The organism is Stenotrophomonas sp. TWI273 (assembly GCF_039674765.1).
Lineage (GTDB): Bacteria > Pseudomonadota > Gammaproteobacteria > Xanthomonadales > Xanthomonadaceae > Stenotrophomonas.
Genome location: NZ_JBDJOA010000005.1, coordinates 271,997 through 289,397 on the forward strand (window position 1 = coordinate 271,997; position 17,401 = coordinate 289,397).

Consider the following 17,401-nt stretch of genomic DNA (forward strand, 5'->3'; position numbering starts at 1 on the left):
CGCTGTTCACCGGGATCGCCTAGACTCGGGGTATGCAAGACCAATGCAACCCGTTTCCTCCGTTCCATGGCCGTGATCGATTGATCGCCGCCGTCGACCATGCCGTCCAGCACGAGCACGCGCACCAGATCGCCGCAACGCTGCGCGCGGCGTTGCGCGAGGCGATCGCCGACAGCCGCATCCAGCTGCCGGCCTGCGTGCACCGCCCGATCGAGGATCACTACGCCCGCCGCGAGCTGTATCGCAGCCCGGTGCACGGCTACAGCATCGTCGCGATGAGCTGGGGCCCGGGACAGGGCACGCCGCTGCACGACCACAGCGGGCTGTGGTGCGTGGAAGGGGTCTGGCTGGGCCAGCTGGAGATCACCCAGTACCAGCTGCTGGAGCGCGACGGCGAGCGCTTCCGCTTCCGTGCCGAACCGGCGGTGCTGGGCGACTGCGGCAGTGCCGGCAGCCTGATCCCGCCGCATGAGTACCACACCCTCCGCAACACCAGCGATGACGACCTGGCGATCTCCGTGCACGTCTATCAGGGCGAGATGACCCGCAGCGCCGTCTTCGAACCCGAGGCCGACGGCTGGTACCAGCGCCGCGTGCAGGTGATGGAAACCGACGCGGCCTAGGGCCGCGCTCGACCTGCGGCCTGCGCCGCGCGCATCATCCGGTTCCCACCTTTCGAAGCGCCGCCATGCGTACGTTTCCGTTCCAGCAGGTCAACGTCTTCAGCCAGGACCCGCTGCGCGGCAATCCGCTGGCCGTAGTGCTTGATGCAGAAGGCATCGACGACGCACGCATGGCCGCGTTCGCCCACTGGACCAACCTGAGCGAGACCACCTTCCTGCTGCCGCCGACCGATCCGCAGGCGGACTATCGCGTGCGCATCTTCACCACGCTGGAAGAGCTGCCGTTCGCCGGGCATCCCACCTTGGGCAGCTGCCATGCGTGGTTGGCCCATGGCGGCGTGCCGAAGGGCGCGGAGATCGTGCAGGAGTGCGGGATCGGGCGGGTGCGGATACGGCGCAGCGCGTCCGGCCTGGCGTTCCTGGCGCCGCCGCTGCTGCGGGGCGAGGCGTTGACGCCGGACCTGCGTGAGCGCGTCCGACGCGGCCTGGGCGTGGCGGCAGAGGACGTGGTGGACGCCCGCTGGGCCGACAACGGCACCGGCTGGCTGGCACTGCGCCTGCGTGATCGTGCGGCCGTACTTGCGATCCAGCCGGACTACGCGCAGCTGGAGGGCATGAAGGTCGGCGTGTTCGGGCCTTGGCTGCCCAGTGATGGCGACGAGGCCCAGTACGAAAGCCGTGCCTTCATTGCCGGCGACGGCGCCCCGGAAGACCCGGCCACCGGCAGCCTCAATGCCGGCATCGCGCGCTGGCTGCTGGCCACCGGCGAGGCGCCGGATCGCTATGTGATCAGCCAGGGCACGGCGATCGGGCGCGCCGGCCGGTTGCGGGTGGAGCGGCTGGGCGATGCGCTGTGGATCGGCGGCGACTGCGTGACCTGCATCGAGGGGCAGGTCACGCTGTGAGCCAGACAGGGGCAGGGCGCCGGCAGCGCCATGCACCGCATGGCGTTATGGGTCCAGCGCCACCACGTTGTTGCGCTGGGTCACTTCCGCCGCACCGTCGGCCTGCATCACGCGCACGCGCAGGCCAGCGCGCTCCCCGGCCGGCAGCGGCAGGCTGACGGTCGTGGTCTTCGGCAGCAGGTCGCTCGGCGCCGCCAGACTCGGAATCTCGGCCCGGGCCAGCTCACGGCCCTTCGCATCTTCCAGCACTGCCACGCCCACCCCGGTGGCGACGTGGCCCAGGCTGTGCACGGTCACCTGCACCTGACGCCCGTCCACGCGCACATCGCCGCGCCCGATGCCGAGGTCGGCACGCTGTTCGACCGGCGTGCCGGCCTGCACCAGCTCGAACTCGAACACCTGGCTCTGGCCCGGCACGAACCGCAGCGTGGTCGAGGCACTGCGCTCCAGGGTGAGATCACGCGTGGTGGCCTTGCCATCGATGGTGTCATCGCCGTCGCGGTCCACGCCGCTGGTCATCCGCCATTGCCCGGCGGTGACGTTCCAGGTGCTCATCTCCGCATCCACTGCGTGCTTGCCCAGGTTGTAGGCGATCACCTTGAAGCGGTCCGGCGAGGGTGCATGCACCAGCAGCGCGACCTGCTCGGCGGCCTGCGGCTGGGCGAAGCGCCAGCTCACGGTGTGGCCCGGCCAGCTCTGGTTGCGCTTGAGCGCGATGCCGCCCAGGCGTGCACGCTGCAGGAATTCACTTGGCGCTTCGACACGGTCGGACCACCAGTGGCCTTCGGTGTTCATGTATTCGCGCTGCGCCTTGGCCTGGATGCCGTCGGCATGCAGCGCCGCCAGGTACTTCTTGTCGCCGGTTGCCTGCCACGCCATCAGGCTGGCGAAGCCGGTGCTGCCACCGTCGGCATCGCTGATGAAGCGCGGGTTCCACTCGGCGCCGCGGCCGAGGGCCTCGACATAGTTCTCGCCCAGGTTGGACAGCGCCCCCGGCCCACCCCGCTCGACGCGGTAGTCCAGTGCCTTGAGGTATTTGTCATCGCCGGTCCAGCGCCATGCCGCCCAGAAGGTGTGCATGATGTCGCCGCTGCCCGAGCCATTGTTGAGCTCACCGCCGCGGGTCTTGCCGGTCGCCCAGTTGATCTCGTTCGGCAGTGCCCAGCGGCCCTTGTCGTCGGTGTAGGCGTGGGCGAGATAGCCATCGGCCAGCCCGGTGACCAGCTTGCGGCCGGTCGGATCGGCGTTGTACTGGCCGATCAGGAACGCCGGGTGCAGGACCGGGAAGGAATACGGCTTCTGCCATTGCCAGTTCGGTTCGCGGTACACCTTGTTGCCGCCGAACCAGTTGCTGGAGAACAGCAGATGGCCCTGCGGGTTGGGCAGGATGATGCGTTCGTCGAACGCCTTCACCGTTTCCATCAGACGCTCGACGGTGAGCGGATCGCCCCAGTTGAGGTAGAGCATCGCACTGTTGGTGTTGATGCCTTCCTCGTACGCGTGCAACTCATCGGTTTCGATGGTGCTCAAGCCGTTGCTGAACATGCCATTGCGGTACACCGCATCGGACAGCGCGGTCAGCGAGGCGTTGAGCTTGTCCGGCTGCACGCCCATCAGCGCCAGGCCGGGCCACTGCTGGGTCAGGTCGGAATCGTCGGAGATGCCGCCGCCGAAATCACCGTAGGCGATCTGGCGGTTGTCGATCCACCAGTCGATGAAGCGGCGCACGTAGGTGAGGTCTTCGGTCTGCCGGAACGCCCACAGCGGCACGCCCTTGGGCGGCTCGGGCTGGGTGAATGGCGGCTTGCCCTGGCTGTTGTAGCTGATGTAGTTCCAGTACAGGCGGCCGAGTTCGTGGTCCGGGTCCACCCGCAGCAGATCACTGAGATCGGCATACACGCGCGCGTACAGGCGCTGGCGCTTGGAGGTAGTGTGCTCTTCGACCAGGAAGCCCCAGTTGTCACGCACCTGGTTGAAACGATCGGCGATGTGCTCCTTCTTCGCCTCCTCGCGGTCCTTGTAGACCATGCGGATTTCCGCCCCGTCCAGCGACGCGGCGTTGAAGCCTGGCGCGGCCGAGGCGATGGAGATCCACAGGCTGTCGGCGGTGAGGATGCGGTCGCGCAGATCCAGCCACAGGGTGCGCTTCTGGCCCGGTTTGACCGACACCGACACGTCGATCATGTCGCGCGCCGGCCAGAGCGGGTCCTTGATGCGGATGTTGAGCGGGATCAGCCCGTCGTGGGTGGCGGGCAGGTCCAGCGCGGGCAGGTCGATGGCCACGCCGTCCAGGCCGTCATGCATGTTCTCCCAGCTGTGCGCCCAGCTGCGGATCAGCGGTTGTGCCGCCGGGGCATCACTGACGCCGGAGGGAATCAGTACGTGCACGATCGGCAGCGGTTGCGCGGGCAGCGTGTCGGCCGTGCGCTTGCGTGCGCCGGCGCCCTTGGGCAGCGCCATCACCGTGCTGCGTTCGGCCGCCGGGTAGCGGCCGTCGATGTACTCCCGAAGTGCCGCGATGTTGGTGTAGTCCGGCAGCGCCTGGCTGTCGACCAGGTAGCGCTGCTTGACCGTGCCCTCCGGCTCGGCCGCGTCGCTGACCTGGTAGGCCCAGATTTCCTGGATCGGCGTTTCCTGTTCGGTATTGCGGAAGTGCAGGACGCCGCCGGTCTGTGCGGCAATGGCATTCACGCTGCGCACCACGCCCTGCGGGCGCTGGAACAGGGTCTGCGACGGCTGGCCGTCGGTGCTGTGGCTGAGCCCGCCGAACGCGGCGCCACGCACTTCGATGCGGTTGACGCTTTCACCGGCCGGCAGGGTCAGGTCCAGCTGCTGGCCGCCCTCGACGTAGGTGTTCCAGTCGGGCAGCTGGAAGTAGTCGTTGCGGCCCGGCAGGCGCGAGCGGTTGTATACGCCCGGCCAGGTGGTTTCGGCAATACCGTCGGTCGCCTTCCACATCCACTGCTTGTGGTCCTTGGTATCGGCGAACTCGACCTTGCGGATCGTGGTGGTCGGCGCGGTCAGCGCCGGCGGTGGCGCAGCGTCCCAGCCATGGCGGTGGCGCCAGGCGCGCATCGGCTCCGGCACGGCCACCGCGGTGGCGGGCGTGGCATTGCGCGCCAGGGCGGCCATGCCGGCCGGATCGAGCAGGCGGTCGTAGACGCGGATCTCGTCGAAGTCGCTGCCGCGCAGGAAGTTGTAGCGGCTCTGCACCTGGTAGGGCGCCATCACGCGCGCGGCCAGGCCGAGCTGATCGAGTGCGGCGTCGTAGTCGGCGGTGGTCGCCTGGCGGGCCACTTCCTTGCCGTCCACGTACAGGCGCACGCCGTGGTTTTCGTCCCAGCCGAAGGCGATGTGCTGCCACTGCTGCGGCGAGGGAGTCTGGTCGAGCTTGAACGACACGCGCGTGCGCGCCAGGTTGGCATCGGTGACGAACGCATCGAAGCCGTGGCCGTTCCAGTCGATGCGCAGCCAGGCCATGTCCCAGCTGCTGTGGTCGGCGTAGCCGACCCGGAAGATCACGAACGGTGCTTCGCCCACCGCGTAGCGCGCGCGCCAGAAGAAGCCCAGCGTGCCGCGCTGGGCCTGGATGTTGCCCGGCGCGTTCCACGACAACACGCCATCATCCGCCCACTCAATGGCGCTGCCGTGCGCCCCGTTCGGCACCCGCTTCACCTTGTCCACGAAGTTGGGGACCGGGTCGCCAGCGGCGGTGTCGGCCTGCAGGCCCTGGTCGGCCGAGACGTGGAAGAGCAGCTGCGGCGCGGTCTGCGCCCAAGCGGTGCCACTGCCCGCAAGCAGCAGCGCCAGCAGGCTGGCGGACAGGCGGGAGAGGCGGATCGAGGGGGCGACAACGCGATGCATGAGACCTTCCTTTCGACAGCAGAAACAGTACAGCGGAACCAGCAGCGGGGGTCAGCCGCTTACGGTGGCCTCCCGCCCCGGCACCGCGCCCGCCATCCCGGAGAGAAGGACGGGGACGGGCGCGATAGCGGTGGCGGAAGACGCAGCACGGTCAGAACTTGTAGCGCAGGCCGAGGTAGTACTGGCGGCCAGTGTGGGTGTAGCGGTCCGGCAGCGACAGCGCCGAATCGACATAGCGCTCATCGGCGGTATCGAGCAGGTTGATCGCCTCGAAGGTCAGCGAGAGATTCTTGTTGACCTTGTAGGACATGTTGAAATCCACGTTCTCCACGCTGTACTTGCCCTGCACATCGGCGGTGGCGAACTGGTTGCCGTCCAGGTCCCAGACGTTTTCCTGCGAGAGGATGGTGCTGATGTACGCGTCGCGGTAGCTGGTGGAGACGCGCGCGCTGAAGCGGCCGTCGTCGTAGTACAGCGTGGCGTTGTACGAGTTCGGCGAGAGGTTCAGCAGGTCGTTTTCGGTGTACGTGGTGACGATCGTGCTGCCGGTTCCCGAGCTGAACATGTATTTGATCTTGGATTCGACGTGCGTGTAGTTGAGCTGCACGCCGAAGTTGCGCCAGAAGCCGGGCAGGAAGCTGAAAGGCTGCTGGTAGGAGACTTCATAGCCCTTGAGCGGGCCGCCCGGGGTATTGAAGTAGCTCTGCACGTTGAACACCGTGTCCGGGCTGAAGCCGGTCGGCAGCAGATCCAGCGAGTAGCCCATGTCCGCCCAGGTGGTGAGCAGGCGGGTGCGCTGCACGTAGCTCTCGATGTCCTTGTAGAACACCGCGGCCGACAGCAGTGCGCCTTCGTCGAAGTACCACTCCGCGCTCAGGTCGTAGTTGGTCGAGCGGAACGGATCCAGCTTGGGGTTGCCCAGGTTGATCGAGTAGCTGCGATCGTCATCGAAGTACGCGGTGGGGCCACCGCTGACGCTCGGCGACAGGTTGGACAGGGTCGGGCGGGCCATGGTCTTGGCCGCGCCGAAGCGCAGCACGAAGGTATCGCTCAGGTCCCACGCCAGGTTCAACGAAGGCAGCCAGTCGTCGTACTTGTGGCCGACCCGGGTGCCGACCTGCAGGCGCTCGCCGGGATCGGCGGTGGCGCTGGCCACCCCGAAGAACGGTTCGCAGGCCGAGGACAGATCGTTGGCGTTGGCGGCGGTGCACGGCGCATAGCCATCGGCGGTGATGCGGGTCTGCACGTAGCGCACGCCCAGGTTGCCGCGGAACGCGCGGCCCAGCAGGTCGGTGTTGAAGTCCAGCTGCAGGTAGCTGCCGTAGCTTTTTTCGTTGACGTCGAAGTTGTTGTTCGATGCGCCGAAGTGACCGACGCTGCCCAGGCGGTAGTCACCGCCGAGCGTGCCGGTGTTGCAGTTGCAGTAGATGTCCAGCAGCTTGGCGATCTGGTTGAAGTCCGGCACCAGCCAGGCGTTGGGCAGGTTGCCGTCCATGCCCTTGCCGAAGCCGCTCAGGGTGTTGCTCAGGTCACCCACGCCCACACCGGCCGGCAGCGCCTGGGAGAGGCGCCCGTAGCTGATGTTGCGGTACTCCTGCGTGCTCATGTCGTAGTCCTTGTAGGCCAGACCGCCGCGCAGGGTGAAGGTGGGGTTGATGTTGAACGTGAGGTCGACCTTGGCCGTATCGAAGGCATTGTCGACGTACTGCGGGTTCAAGCGCACTTCGCTGATGTTGCCGCCGCGCGCGGTACCGTTGGCATTGACCGGCGTGCTGCCGTAGCCCAGCCACTTCCAGTTGTCCACGGCGTTGAGATCGAACGGGAAGGACATCGCCGGCACCTTGCCGTTGCGCATGTCCAGCACGAAGCCATCCAGGTTGCTGTTGTCGAAGCTGACCATCGAGAAGACCGGCCGCTCATAGTTCGACTCGGAGTGGCCGATCACCGCATCCAGGCGCACCGCGTCGTTGAAGCGATGTTCCAGGTTCAGGCTGAACTGCTTGAATTCGGTGCTCTCTTCGATCGCGGTGGATTCGGTGCGGAAGTCGACGTTGTCGAACACGCCGTAGGTCAGGCGGTTCTGTTCATCGGCCTGCGCCTCGCGGACCACGATCTGGGTCTTGCCGCCGTACTGCGCGGTGCGGTGCAGGTTGGCACCGATCGAATCTTCGCGCACATTCTTGTCGAGCTTGGAGTACAGCATGTCCAGGTTCAACTGCGTGTCGTCGCTGACCTTGAACTGCAGCGCGCCGGTGACACCCAGGCGCTCGATCTCATGTTCGGTGCGGATGTAACGCGGGTAACGCGGGATCCAGGCGTTGGTCGCGGTCTCGTACGCGGCGATGTTCTCGGCGGTCGCGGCCGGGCGATCCAGGCCGGGGCCGCAGTGGGTCGCATCGATGCCGTAGCTGCCCCAGCCGTTGCTGCGCGCCTGGTTGGCGGCGCTGCCGACACCGGCGGCGGTTTCATTGGCCAGCGGATTGCGCGGGGTCTGCGGGTCGTAACCAGCCGGGCTGCAGAAGCCGTAGGTGCCGTTGTTGGCCGCGGTGCTCTGGTTGGAGTTGCGGTAGTTGCCGTGCTCCCAGCGGACCGGGTTGTAGCCTTCTTCGAAGATGGTGCGCTTGCTGTAGGCCACCGACATCAGCGCGCCGACCCGGCCGTCGGCCCAGGTGTTGCTGATCAGCCCGGAGATGCGCGGGTCCTTGTTCCTGGACAGCTCGTTGAAGCCGTACTGGCCGCCGAGCGAGGCCTGGAAGCCCTCGAAATCGAACGGGCGCGAGCCGCGAAGATCGACGGTGGCGCCGAGCGAGCCCTCATCGGTCTGCGCCGACTGGGTCTTGTTGATCTTGACCCGGCTGAACAGCTCCGAGGCGAAGGTATTGAAGTCGAAGCCGCGGCTGCGGTTGACGCCGGTGGTACCGCTGCCGGCGGTGGACAGCGCTTCCAGACCGTTGATGCGCACGCGGGTGAAATCCGAGCCCAGGCCGCGCACGGAGATCTGCTGGCCTTCACCGCCTTCGCGATCGATCGAGACGCCGGCGATGCGCTGCATCGACTCGGCCAGGTTCAGATCGGGGAACTTGCCGATGTCTTCGGCGTAGATCGCATCGACCTGCTCGACGCTGTAGCGCTTTTCATCCAGGGATTGCTGCAGGCTTTCGCGGTAGGTCGCCTTGACCTCCACTTTGTCCAGATCCACTGCATTGAGCGAGGCGGCCGCTTCGGGCGTCTGCTGTGCCGCGGCAATGCCGGCCACGCCCTGCAGCGCGAACGCGATTGAGACCGCAAGCAGGGTAACCGGTGTCTTTTTACGGGTGTCGAGTCGATCCATCGTGTGTAACCCCCTCCCAGGGTGCGCCGCCATGCGACTTTGATGTTGATGAGTCATGACGTCCGGCCTCCCCCGGAGCGTCTGTCGCGCCTTGCCGCGTGACACCGCTGGTCATCCGAAACGTAACAAACCCTTCACGGGGCGGCATCTTGCGCCGCAGCAGCGTGCATGTGCTGGCGAGGGTCGGGATGGCAACGATGGCGGCGTGCGCGCAGCCGGCGGCGTGATCGCTCACGCCGCCGGTGGGTACTGCCGTTGAATCAGAACTTGTAGCGCACGCCCAGCAGGAACTGGCGGCCGGTTTCGGTGTACTGCAGCGGCAGGCGACCCGTGGCCGGCGAGTAGACCCACTCGTCGGAGGCTTCGTTGGTCAGGTTGATGCCTTCCAGGCTCAGTTCGAGCTGGTCGCTGATGGTGTAGCGGATCGAGGCATCGAGGACCGTGGTGCCGGTCATGCCGTGGTAACCGTCGAGGTTGAAGCCGGTTTCCGTACCCGGTGCCTGGGTCAGGTAGTCATCACGGTTGGTCGCCGAGACGCGGCCGGAGAAGACCTTGCCTTCGTAGAACAGCGTGGCGTTCCAGGACGACTTGGACAGACCGGTCAGGTCGGTCTTCATCACCGGCTGGCCCGCAGCGTTGAGGTACTGGATCTGCGACTCAACCCAGGTGTAGTTCAACTGCACGCCGAGGTTGGACCACTTGCCCGGCAGGAAGGTGAACGGCTGGGTGTAGTTCGCTTCCACGCCGTGCAGTTCACCACCGGGGGTGTTGACCGGGCGGCTGTAGGTGAAGTCGTCGGCAGGCGAGGCACCGGTACCGATCAGCAGCGAGGCAGGCAGGCCGCTGTCGGAGTACGGACGCACTTCGCGGGTGGTCTGCACGAAGCTCTCGATGTCCTTGTAGAACAGACCGATACCGGCCATCGCGCCTTCGGCGAAGTACCACTCGAAGCCGAGGTCGACGTTGGTCGCGCGGATCGGCTCCAGGTCCGGGTTGCCGCTGGAGATGGTGCGTGCACCACCGGCCACGGCCACCGTTGCGCCCGGCGTCAGGCTGCCCAGACCCGGGCGGCTCATCACCTTGGCCGCGCCGAGGCGGATCAGGAAGTCCGGGGTGACTTCGGCCACCAGGTTGAACGAGGGCAGGGTGTCGTTGTAGGTGCGGTTCTCCGTGGTGGAGACCGTACCGGTGGCCAGCGTGGACAGGCCGGTGGAGCTCTGCTTGGTGCGCACGTAGCGCACACCCACGTTACCCGACAACGGCAGGCTGCCCAGTTCGGTGGAGAACTCGCCCATCAGGTAGGCACCACGGTCCTTCTCTTCGACGCTGCGCACGTTGTTGGCGCGCGGGGCGACGGCGAAGATGCCGCTGTTGCTGTAGATATCGAACTGATCGGCAATCGCGTTCAGATCCGGCACCACCCAGTTGGACGGGCTGCCGTTGATGCCCTTCAGGCCGGCCTGCTCGGTCATGTCCACCGGCACGATCTTGGTGCCATCGGCGAAGTTGGGCACGGCCAGTTCGCTGGCACGGCGCAGTTCGGTGGTCTTGAAGGTGTAGTCCTTGGCAAGCACGCCGCCCTTCAGGCGGAAGCCAGGGCTGATGTTCCAGTTGAAGTCGAGCTGGCCGGTATCGAAGTCGTTGTCCACGTACTGCGGACGCAGGCGGATTTCGGCCAGTTCCCAGCCCGCGGGGTTGGTCGGGTCGATGCCGTAGTTCAGCGTCGGGAACCGGCTGTTGCCCCGGTAGTCGTAGCTGTAATTGTCGACGTCGTACTTGTCCATGATGATCGTGGTCTGCACCGGGTTCTCGTGCTTGGAGCGCGAGATGCCGACCTTGCCGGACAAGGTGAAGTCATCGCCGAAGCGGTGCTGGCCGTTGAGGCTGAGCTGCTTGAACTCGGTGCTCCACTCGTCATGGCGGTTTTCGGTGCGGATGTCGACATTGTCGAACTCGCCGTAGACCAGCGCGTTGTTCTCGATCACGCCGTTCTTGACGATCATCGCCGGCTTGCCGACCAGGCGCGGCGTGGTGCTGGTGCCACGGCTGAAGGAGATCGCCTCGATGTAATGCTCGTCGCGGGTGGCGTCGATCTTGGAGTACAGCGCATCCAGCGAGAACTCGGTGGCGTCGCTCGGCTTCCACTGCAGGGTACCGGTCACGCCCAGGCGCTTCTGCTCATGCTCCATCTGCACGTAGCGCGGGAAGCGCGGGTGGTAGACGTTGGCCGAACGCGCCGCGGCGAACGGCGAGGCCGCATTGAAGTTGCCGTTGCTCGGGCCGTTGGCCCAGCGGCCGGTGTTGGAGCCCTCTTCCAGCGCCTGGCGCTCGGAATAGGCCACCGACAACAAGGCACCGAAGGTGCCATCGGCAAAGGTGTTGGAGATCAGCGCGGCCATGCGCGGGTCGGCCTTTTCGGCCATCGCGTTGTAGCCGGCCTGGCCGCTGGCGGCGAAGGTGAAGCCGTCATAGTCGAACGGGCGCGCGGTGCGCAGGTCGACCGTGGCCCCCAGCGAGCCTTCCTCGACGTCCGCCGAGGCGGTCTTGCGCACCATCAACTGCGAGAACAGGTCCGAGGCGAACACGTTGAAATCGAAGCCACGGCCACGGTTGGTGCCGCCGCTCTGGTCGCCGGCGCCGACGGTGGTCAGCGCTTCCATGCCGTTGATGCGCACGCGGGTGAAGTCCGGGCCCAGGCCGCGCACCGAGATGTTGCGGCCTTCGCCGGCCTCACGGGTGATGACCACGCCGGGAATGCGCTGCAGCGACTCGGCCAGGTTCAGATCCGGGAACTTGCCGATATCCTCGGCGACGATGGCATCGACCACGCCGGCTTCGCCGCGCTTGATGTCCAGCGCCTTCTCGACACTGGCGCGGTAGCCGGTGACGGTGACGGTATCCAGGTCGGTGGGGTTGGTGCCCGCATCCTGGGCCAGCGCGGTACCACTCAGCGCCAGGCCGATCGACAATGCGAGCAAGGTAACCGGTGTCTTTTTCTGCGTGTTCTGGACTTGCATGTTTTCCCTCTCCCAAGGTGCTACATGAAACAGCTATCCAACGACATGTCAGTGCAATGACACCGCTGGTCAGGGCGGACGTTAACAGCCCGTTACTGATCCGGCATCTTGCACCGCAGCAGACTTTTAATGTCCCGCAGACGCTTGCAGGACAATGGTTCCGACATTCGGGACAGGTGGACGGGGCGGCGCCCATCGCTAGAATGACACCGCTAGCCATTGCTGCTGGGCGTCCTTGCGGCGTCCGCGGCCCTCACAAGGATCCAGGACCATGAGTCGTGTTGTCTGTTTCGGAGAGTTGTTGCTGCGCATGAGCGCCCCCGGCCGCGAGCTGTTGCTGCAGCGCGGCCAGTTGGCGGTTCACGCGGGGGGCGCGGAGGCCAACGTTGGTGTCTCGCTGGCCCATCTTGGGCATGCAGTGGCGGCGGTCAGCACGGTGCCGTCCAACCCGCTGGGCGAGTTCGCGCTGGGCGAGCTGCGCCGCCACGGCGTGGACACCACCGCCGTGCGGCGCACCGACGGCCGGATGGGCCTGTACTTCCTGACCACCGGCGCCGTGCAGCGTGCCAGTGAAGTGGTCTACGACCGCGCCGATTCGGCCTTCGCCAACAGCAGTCCCGCCGACTACGACTGGGACACGCTGCTGGCCGGCGCCGACTGGCTGCACCTGTCCGGGGTCAGCCCGGCGCTCAACCCGGCGATGGCCCAGGCCACGCTGGCCGCAGCCCGTGCGGCGTGCGCGCGCGGCGTGAAGGTGTCCTTCGACGGCAACTTCCGCCCGTCGCTGTGGGCGCGCTGGCAGGGCGATGCGCCTGGCATCCTGCGCGAATTGTTCGCCTGCGCCGATCTCGTCTTCGCTGACTACCGCGATATCGGCGTGGTGCTCGGGGGTGCGTTCGAGCAGGCCGATGTGCGTGAGCGCGTCGATGCGGCCGCGGCGCAGGCCTTCGCCGCGTTCCCGCGGTTGCAGTGGATGGCCTGCACCCAGCGCACCCCGCACAGCGTGGACAACCATGCACTCGGGGCGATGCTGATCGGCCGTGATGGCACCCGCGCGGTGGCGCCAACCCGCGAAATGATCGGCATCGTGGACCGCATCGGCGGTGGCGACGCCTTCGCCGCCGGCATCCTGCATGGCATGATGCGCGGCTTCGCGCCAGACGCGATCGTGCGTTTCGGCCTCGCCGCAGGCTGCCTGAAGCACTCGATCCCCGGCGACTTCAACCCTGTCAGCGAGGCTGACATCATGGCCCTCACGGGCGAGGAGCGATTCGATGTCCGGCGCTGATCCACGCGTACGCGCAGTCCTGAAACTGGCCCCGGTGATTCCGGTGTTCACCCCGGAAAACGTCGAGGATGCCGTCGAGGTCGCGCGCGCACTGTTCAACGGCGGCCTGCCGGTGATCGAAGTGACGCTGCGCACGCCGATGGCGATGGACGCGATCCAGGCCATGGTGGAGGCGGTGCCTGATGCCGTGGTCGGCGCCGGCACCGTGCTGACCGCCGCGCAGATGGAGAAGGTCAAGCAGGTGGGCGGGCGCTTTGCGGTATCGCCGGGTGCGACCCCGCGCCTGTACGCCGCCGCGCGCGATACCGATCTGCCGTTCCTGCCGGGCGTGGCGACCTCGTCGGAGCTGATGCTCGGCCTGGAGCACGGCCTGGATACCTTCAAGTTCTTCCCGGCCGTGCAGGCCGGCGGCGCGGCCATGCTCTCGGCATGGAACGGCCCGTTCGGCGATGTGCGCTTCTGCCCGACCGGCGGCATCAGCGCGCAGACCGCGCGCGATTTCCTCCACCTGCCCAACGTGCTGTGCGTGGGCGGGTCCTGGCTGACCACCCGGGCCCTGCTGCAGGCCAAGGACTGGACCGGCATCGAGCAGCTGGCACGCGATTCGGCCGCGCTGGTCGGCTGAGCCTGCAGGGCCTGCCGCCTCAGTGGCGGCGGGCCGTTGCGCCGACGCGGCGATACAGCGTGCTGCGGCTGATGCCCAGCGCGCGCGCCGCCTCGGCGACATTGCCGTTGCTCGCGCGCAGCGCGTCGCGCATGGCGGTTTCGGTCATCGCCTCCAGCCCCTCTGCCGTGGATGGCATCACCGCTGCGTGCACCCTGTGCAGATAGGCCGGCAGCATCCCATGCAGGATCACCTCGCCCGGATCGCTCAGCGCCACCAGCGTGCGCAGGCACGAGCACAACTGCCGCACATTGCCTGGCCAGGCATACCCGGCCAGCGCCTCCAGCGCGGCGGACTCCAGTTGCCGGCCCTGGCCAAGGCGTTGCCACAGGCCCTGCACCAGCGCCGCACGGTCGGCATGCTCGCGAAGGGCGGGCAGACGCACGCTGTGATCGGCGATGCGGTAGTAGAGATCGCTGCGGAAGTCACCGGATGTCATCGCCACATCGAGATCACGGTGGGTGGCGCAGATCAGGGCGAAATCCAGTTGCACCGGCTTGCCGCCGCCCAGCGGTGACAGCGTGCGCTCCTGCAACACCCGCAGCAGGCGCGGCTGCAGCGCCAGCGGCATGTCGCCGATCTCATCGAGGAACAGCACGCCGCCCTGGGCCTGGCGCAGCAGGCCGGTATTGCCGCTCTTGCGCGCACCGGTGAAGGCCCCTTCCTCGTAGCCGAACAGCTCGGCTTCGATCAGCCCTTCCGGCAGCGCCGCGCAGTTGACCGCCACGAACGGTTTGTCGGCACGCGTGCTGCGCCGATGCAGTTCGCGTGCGAACACCTCCTTGCCGGTGCCGGTCTCGCCCTGCAGCAGCACCGGCAACTGCGCGTCCAGCACGCGGCAGGCGCGCTCGAGCACCTGCTGCTGGGCGGCGTCGAACAGGGGGCTGGCATCCACCCGCACCGCTGCCCCGGCGGCACGCGCGGGTGCGGCGGCGGCCGGACACGCGGGCAGCGGCGAGCGGACCGTGGCGCCGCCGGCAGGGCTCACGTGGCCGTAGAGCGCGCGTCCCTGGCGATCAACCAGCGCGCCATCATCGTGCAGCCGCGAGAGCGGACCATCGAACAGCGCCGCGTAGGGCGCCCTGCCGATGTCGCCGTGGTCCAGACCGAACAGGGCCAGCCCGGCGCGGTTGGCGGCCACCAGGCGGCCATTGCGGAAGCCCAGCACGCCTTCGCGCGCGGTACCGAGCAGGCCGGCGTCGTGATGCAGGCGGACCACCTCGCAATCGCCCAGTCCCGCCTCGAAGTAGCGGTGCTCGATATGCGCCACCGCCTGCCGTGCCAGCACACGGGCGTGCAGGTGCTGCTGGCGCGCGTCGCCGGAGATGTCGAGCACGCCCACACGCTGCCCGTACGGATCGAAGATCGGCGTCGCCGAACAGGTCAGGATCGCGTGCGGGGCAAAGTAGTGCTCACCGCCACGCACCTCCACCGAGCGACCTTCCACGATGGCGGTGCCGATCGCATTGGTGCCCACCGTGGTTTCATCCCAGCGCACGCCTGGCATCAACGCCACCCGCCCGGCCTTGTCGAGGAAACCCGGGTTGCCCTCCGCATCCAGGATCCAGCCGGCTTCGTCGGTGAGCAGCGCGATGCTGCCGGTCGCGGCGATGTCGGCGGCCAGGCCATCCAGCTCCGGCCGCGCCAACCGCCACAATGTTTCCTGGCGCTGACGCAGCTCGCGCAGGCGGGCGTCCGGCAGCGGTTCGACCTCCGGCTGTGCATCCACCGAGAGCCCGCCGCGCTGGCAGCGCTGCCACGACTGCAGGATGGTGTCGGGCACGATGCCGACCGGCGCCGCGCCGCGCTCGAAAAAGGAGCGTCGCGCATTGCCGACACGGTGCTGGAGCGGGAGCTGGGACACCTGGATTCTCCAGTGTCGCAATCTGCGACAGTTGTAGCGGGGCCTGTTCCGATAAACACCACACCCGGCGTTACCGTGCAATGACCGGCGGTGGTGCACCGCACCAGTTTCCGCGGGCCTCCCCAATCGGTGCGCCGGGTGAGGCCATGTCGCACCGCACCACGTCGAACCTGGCATCGTCCTTGCGCCATGGAACAGACCCTTACCGGGCCTGTCCACCGCCATCCGGAGATGCACCCATGAATGCCGTCACGTCCGCCAAGCCGCACGCCACCGACCCGCAGTCCATCTTCAAGCCGCGCTACGGCAATTACATCGGCGGGGAGTGGGTGGCGCCGCGCAGCGGTCAGTATTTCGACAACACCACGCCGGTGACCGGCAAGGTGTTCACCGAGGTCGCCCGCTCCAACGCCGAGGACATCGAAGCGGCGCTGGACGCCGCCCACGCGGCCAAGACCGCCTGGGGCCAGACCTCGACCACCGAGCGCGCCAACATCCTCAACCGGATCGCCGACCGCATCGAAGAAAATCTCGAGCTGCTCGCCCATGCCGAGACCTGGGACAACGGCAAGCCGATCCGCGAAACGCTCAACGCCGACATCCCGCTGATGGCCGACCACTTCCGCTACTTCGCCGGGGCGGTGCGCGCGCAGGAAGGCAGCCTGTCGGAGATCGACAAGGACACCATCGCCTACCACTTCCACGAGCCGCTCGGCGTGGTCGGGCAGATCATCCCGTGGAATTTCCCGATGCTGATGGCCGCCTGGAAGCTGGCGCCGGCGCTGGCCGCCGGCAACTGCGTGGTGCTCAAGCCGGCCGAGCAGACCCCGGCCTCGATCCTGGTGCTGATGGAGGTGATCGGCGACCTGCTGCCGGCCGGCGTGCTCAACGTGGTCAGCGGCTTCGGCGTGGAGGCGGGCAAGCCGCTGGCGTCCAACCCGCGCATCGCCAAGATCGCCTTCACCGGTGAAACCACCACCGGCCGGCTGATCATGCAGTACGCCAGCCAGAACCTGATTCCGGTGACGCTGGAACTGGGCGGCAAGTCGCCCAACATTTTCTTCGCCGATGTGATGGCCGAGGACGATGATTTCCTGGACAAGGCCATCGAAGGCTTCGTGCTGTTCGCCTTCAACCAGGGCGAGGTGTGCACCTGCCCGTCGCGTGCGCTGATCCAGGAATCGATCTACGACAGATTCATGGAGCGCGCGCTCAAGCGCGTGGCCGCGATCAAGCAGGGCAACCCGCTGGACCCCAACACGATGGTCGGTGCGCAGGCCTCCTCCGAGCAGCTGGAGAAGATTCTGTCCTACTTCGACATCGGCCGGCAGGAAGGCGCGGAGGTGCTGATCGGCGGCGAGCAGGCCACCCTCGACGGCGACCTGGCCGGCGGCTTCTACGTGAAGCCGACCGTGTTCAAGGGCCACAACAAGATGCGCGTGTTCCAGGAAGAAATCTTCGGGCCGGTGGTCTCGGTGACCACCTTCAAGACCGAGGAAGAAGCACTGGAGCTGGCCAACGACACCTTGTACGGCCTCGGTGCCGGCGTGTGGAGCCGCGATGCCTCGCGCCTGTACCGCATGGGCCGCGGCATCCAGGCCGGGCGGGTGTGGACCAACTGCTACCACGCCTATCCGGCGCATGCCGCCTTCGGTGGCTACAAGCAGTCGGGCATCGGCCGCGAGAACCACAAGATGATGCTCGACCACTACCAGCAGACCAAGAACCTGCTGGTCAGCTATTCGCCCAAGAAGCTGGGCTTCTTCTGAGCCCCCGGGCTTGATCCCGATCAAGGCGCCGGCATGCGGCCGGCGCCACAGTGCAGTGACTGGCAATCCACGGAGA

9 protein-coding genes are annotated in these 17,401 nt (G+C 67.1%); 5 read left to right on the forward strand and 4 right to left on the reverse strand.

Annotation, left to right across the window (positions count from 1 at the left end):
• Nucleotides 1–32: 32 nt before the first annotated feature.
• Nucleotides 33–623 carry a cysteine dioxygenase family protein gene (locus ABE571_RS09445; protein WP_313210570.1) on the forward strand — a complete coding sequence of 197 codons (591 nt, stop codon included), beginning with the start codon at nucleotides 33–35 and terminating at the stop codon, nucleotides 621–623.
• Between the two features lie 65 nt (nucleotides 624–688).
• Entirely contained in the window at nucleotides 689–1,528 is an 840-nt protein-coding gene (locus tag ABE571_RS09450) for a PhzF family phenazine biosynthesis protein (protein WP_346462777.1), read from the forward strand.
• A 45-nt stretch (nucleotides 1,529–1,573) separates the two neighbouring features.
• Here ABE571_RS09450 and ABE571_RS09455 read toward each other — a convergent pair whose 3' ends face one another.
• From ABE571_RS09455 to ABE571_RS09465, 3 genes are all read right to left on the reverse strand, one after another.
• Complete coding sequence (locus ABE571_RS09455; protein WP_346493609.1) at nucleotides 1,574–5,392, reverse strand: LamG-like jellyroll fold domain-containing protein; 3,819 nt, start codon at nucleotides 5,390–5,392, stop codon at nucleotides 1,574–1,576.
• A 151-nt stretch (nucleotides 5,393–5,543) separates the two neighbouring features.
• Nucleotides 5,544–8,723 (reverse strand): TonB-dependent receptor, encoded by a 3,180-nt coding sequence (locus tag ABE571_RS09460; RefSeq protein ID WP_346493610.1) that lies wholly within the window; start codon nucleotides 8,721–8,723, stop codon nucleotides 5,544–5,546.
• A 260-nt stretch (nucleotides 8,724–8,983) separates the two neighbouring features.
• The gene (locus tag ABE571_RS09465; protein WP_346462780.1) at nucleotides 8,984–11,740 is read right to left on the reverse strand and encodes a TonB-dependent receptor; all 2,757 of its coding nucleotides are present in this window, start codon (nucleotides 11,738–11,740) and stop codon (nucleotides 8,984–8,986) included.
• 271 nt (nucleotides 11,741–12,011) lie between these two features.
• Between ABE571_RS09465 and ABE571_RS09470 the strand changes: the two genes are divergently transcribed.
• Complete coding sequence (locus tag ABE571_RS09470; RefSeq protein WP_313210560.1) at nucleotides 12,012–13,028, forward strand: sugar kinase; 1,017 nt, start codon at nucleotides 12,012–12,014, stop codon at nucleotides 13,026–13,028.
• Complete coding sequence (eda, locus tag ABE571_RS09475) at nucleotides 13,015–13,653, forward strand: bifunctional 4-hydroxy-2-oxoglutarate aldolase/2-dehydro-3-deoxy-phosphogluconate aldolase (protein WP_346493611.1); 639 nt, start codon at nucleotides 13,015–13,017, stop codon at nucleotides 13,651–13,653. The genes ABE571_RS09470 and eda overlap by 14 nt, the downstream gene beginning before the upstream one ends.
• A gap of 19 nt (nucleotides 13,654–13,672) precedes the next feature.
• On the opposite strand, the gene ABE571_RS09480 is transcribed toward eda, so the two are convergent.
• Entirely contained in the window at nucleotides 13,673–15,556 is a 1,884-nt protein-coding gene (locus ABE571_RS09480; protein WP_346493612.1) for a sigma-54-dependent Fis family transcriptional regulator, read from the reverse strand.
• A gap of 239 nt (nucleotides 15,557–15,795) precedes the next feature.
• Between ABE571_RS09480 and adh the strand changes: the two genes are divergently transcribed.
• Nucleotides 15,796–17,325, forward strand: coding sequence for an aldehyde dehydrogenase (gene adh / locus ABE571_RS09485; protein WP_346493613.1), 1,530 nt, complete (start codon nucleotides 15,796–15,798; stop codon nucleotides 17,323–17,325).
• The last annotated feature ends 76 nt before the right edge of the window (nucleotides 17,326–17,401 follow it).

What these genes read in the sequence shown, in the direction of transcription:
- ABE571_RS09450 (WP_346462777.1), top strand. Translation starts at nt 689, where the DNA reads ATGCGTACGTTTCCGTTCCAGCAGGTCAACGTCTTCAGCCAGGACCCG.
- ABE571_RS09455 (WP_346493609.1), bottom strand. Translation starts at nt 5,392, where the DNA reads ATGCATCGCGTTGTCGCCCCCTCGATCCGCCTCTCCCGCCTGTCCGCC.
- ABE571_RS09445 (WP_313210570.1), top strand. Translation starts at nt 33, where the DNA reads ATGCAAGACCAATGCAACCCGTTTCCTCCGTTCCATGGCCGTGATCGA.
- ABE571_RS09465 (WP_346462780.1), bottom strand. Translation starts at nt 11,740, where the DNA reads ATGCAAGTCCAGAACACGCAGAAAAAGACACCGGTTACCTTGCTCGCA.
- ABE571_RS09460 (WP_346493610.1), bottom strand. Translation starts at nt 8,723, where the DNA reads ATGGATCGACTCGACACCCGTAAAAAGACACCGGTTACCCTGCTTGCG.
- ABE571_RS09470 (WP_313210560.1), top strand. Translation starts at nt 12,012, where the DNA reads ATGAGTCGTGTTGTCTGTTTCGGAGAGTTGTTGCTGCGCATGAGCGCC.
- eda (WP_346493611.1), top strand. Translation starts at nt 13,015, where the DNA reads ATGTCCGGCGCTGATCCACGCGTACGCGCAGTCCTGAAACTGGCCCCG.
- adh (WP_346493613.1), top strand. Translation starts at nt 15,796, where the DNA reads ATGAATGCCGTCACGTCCGCCAAGCCGCACGCCACCGACCCGCAGTCC.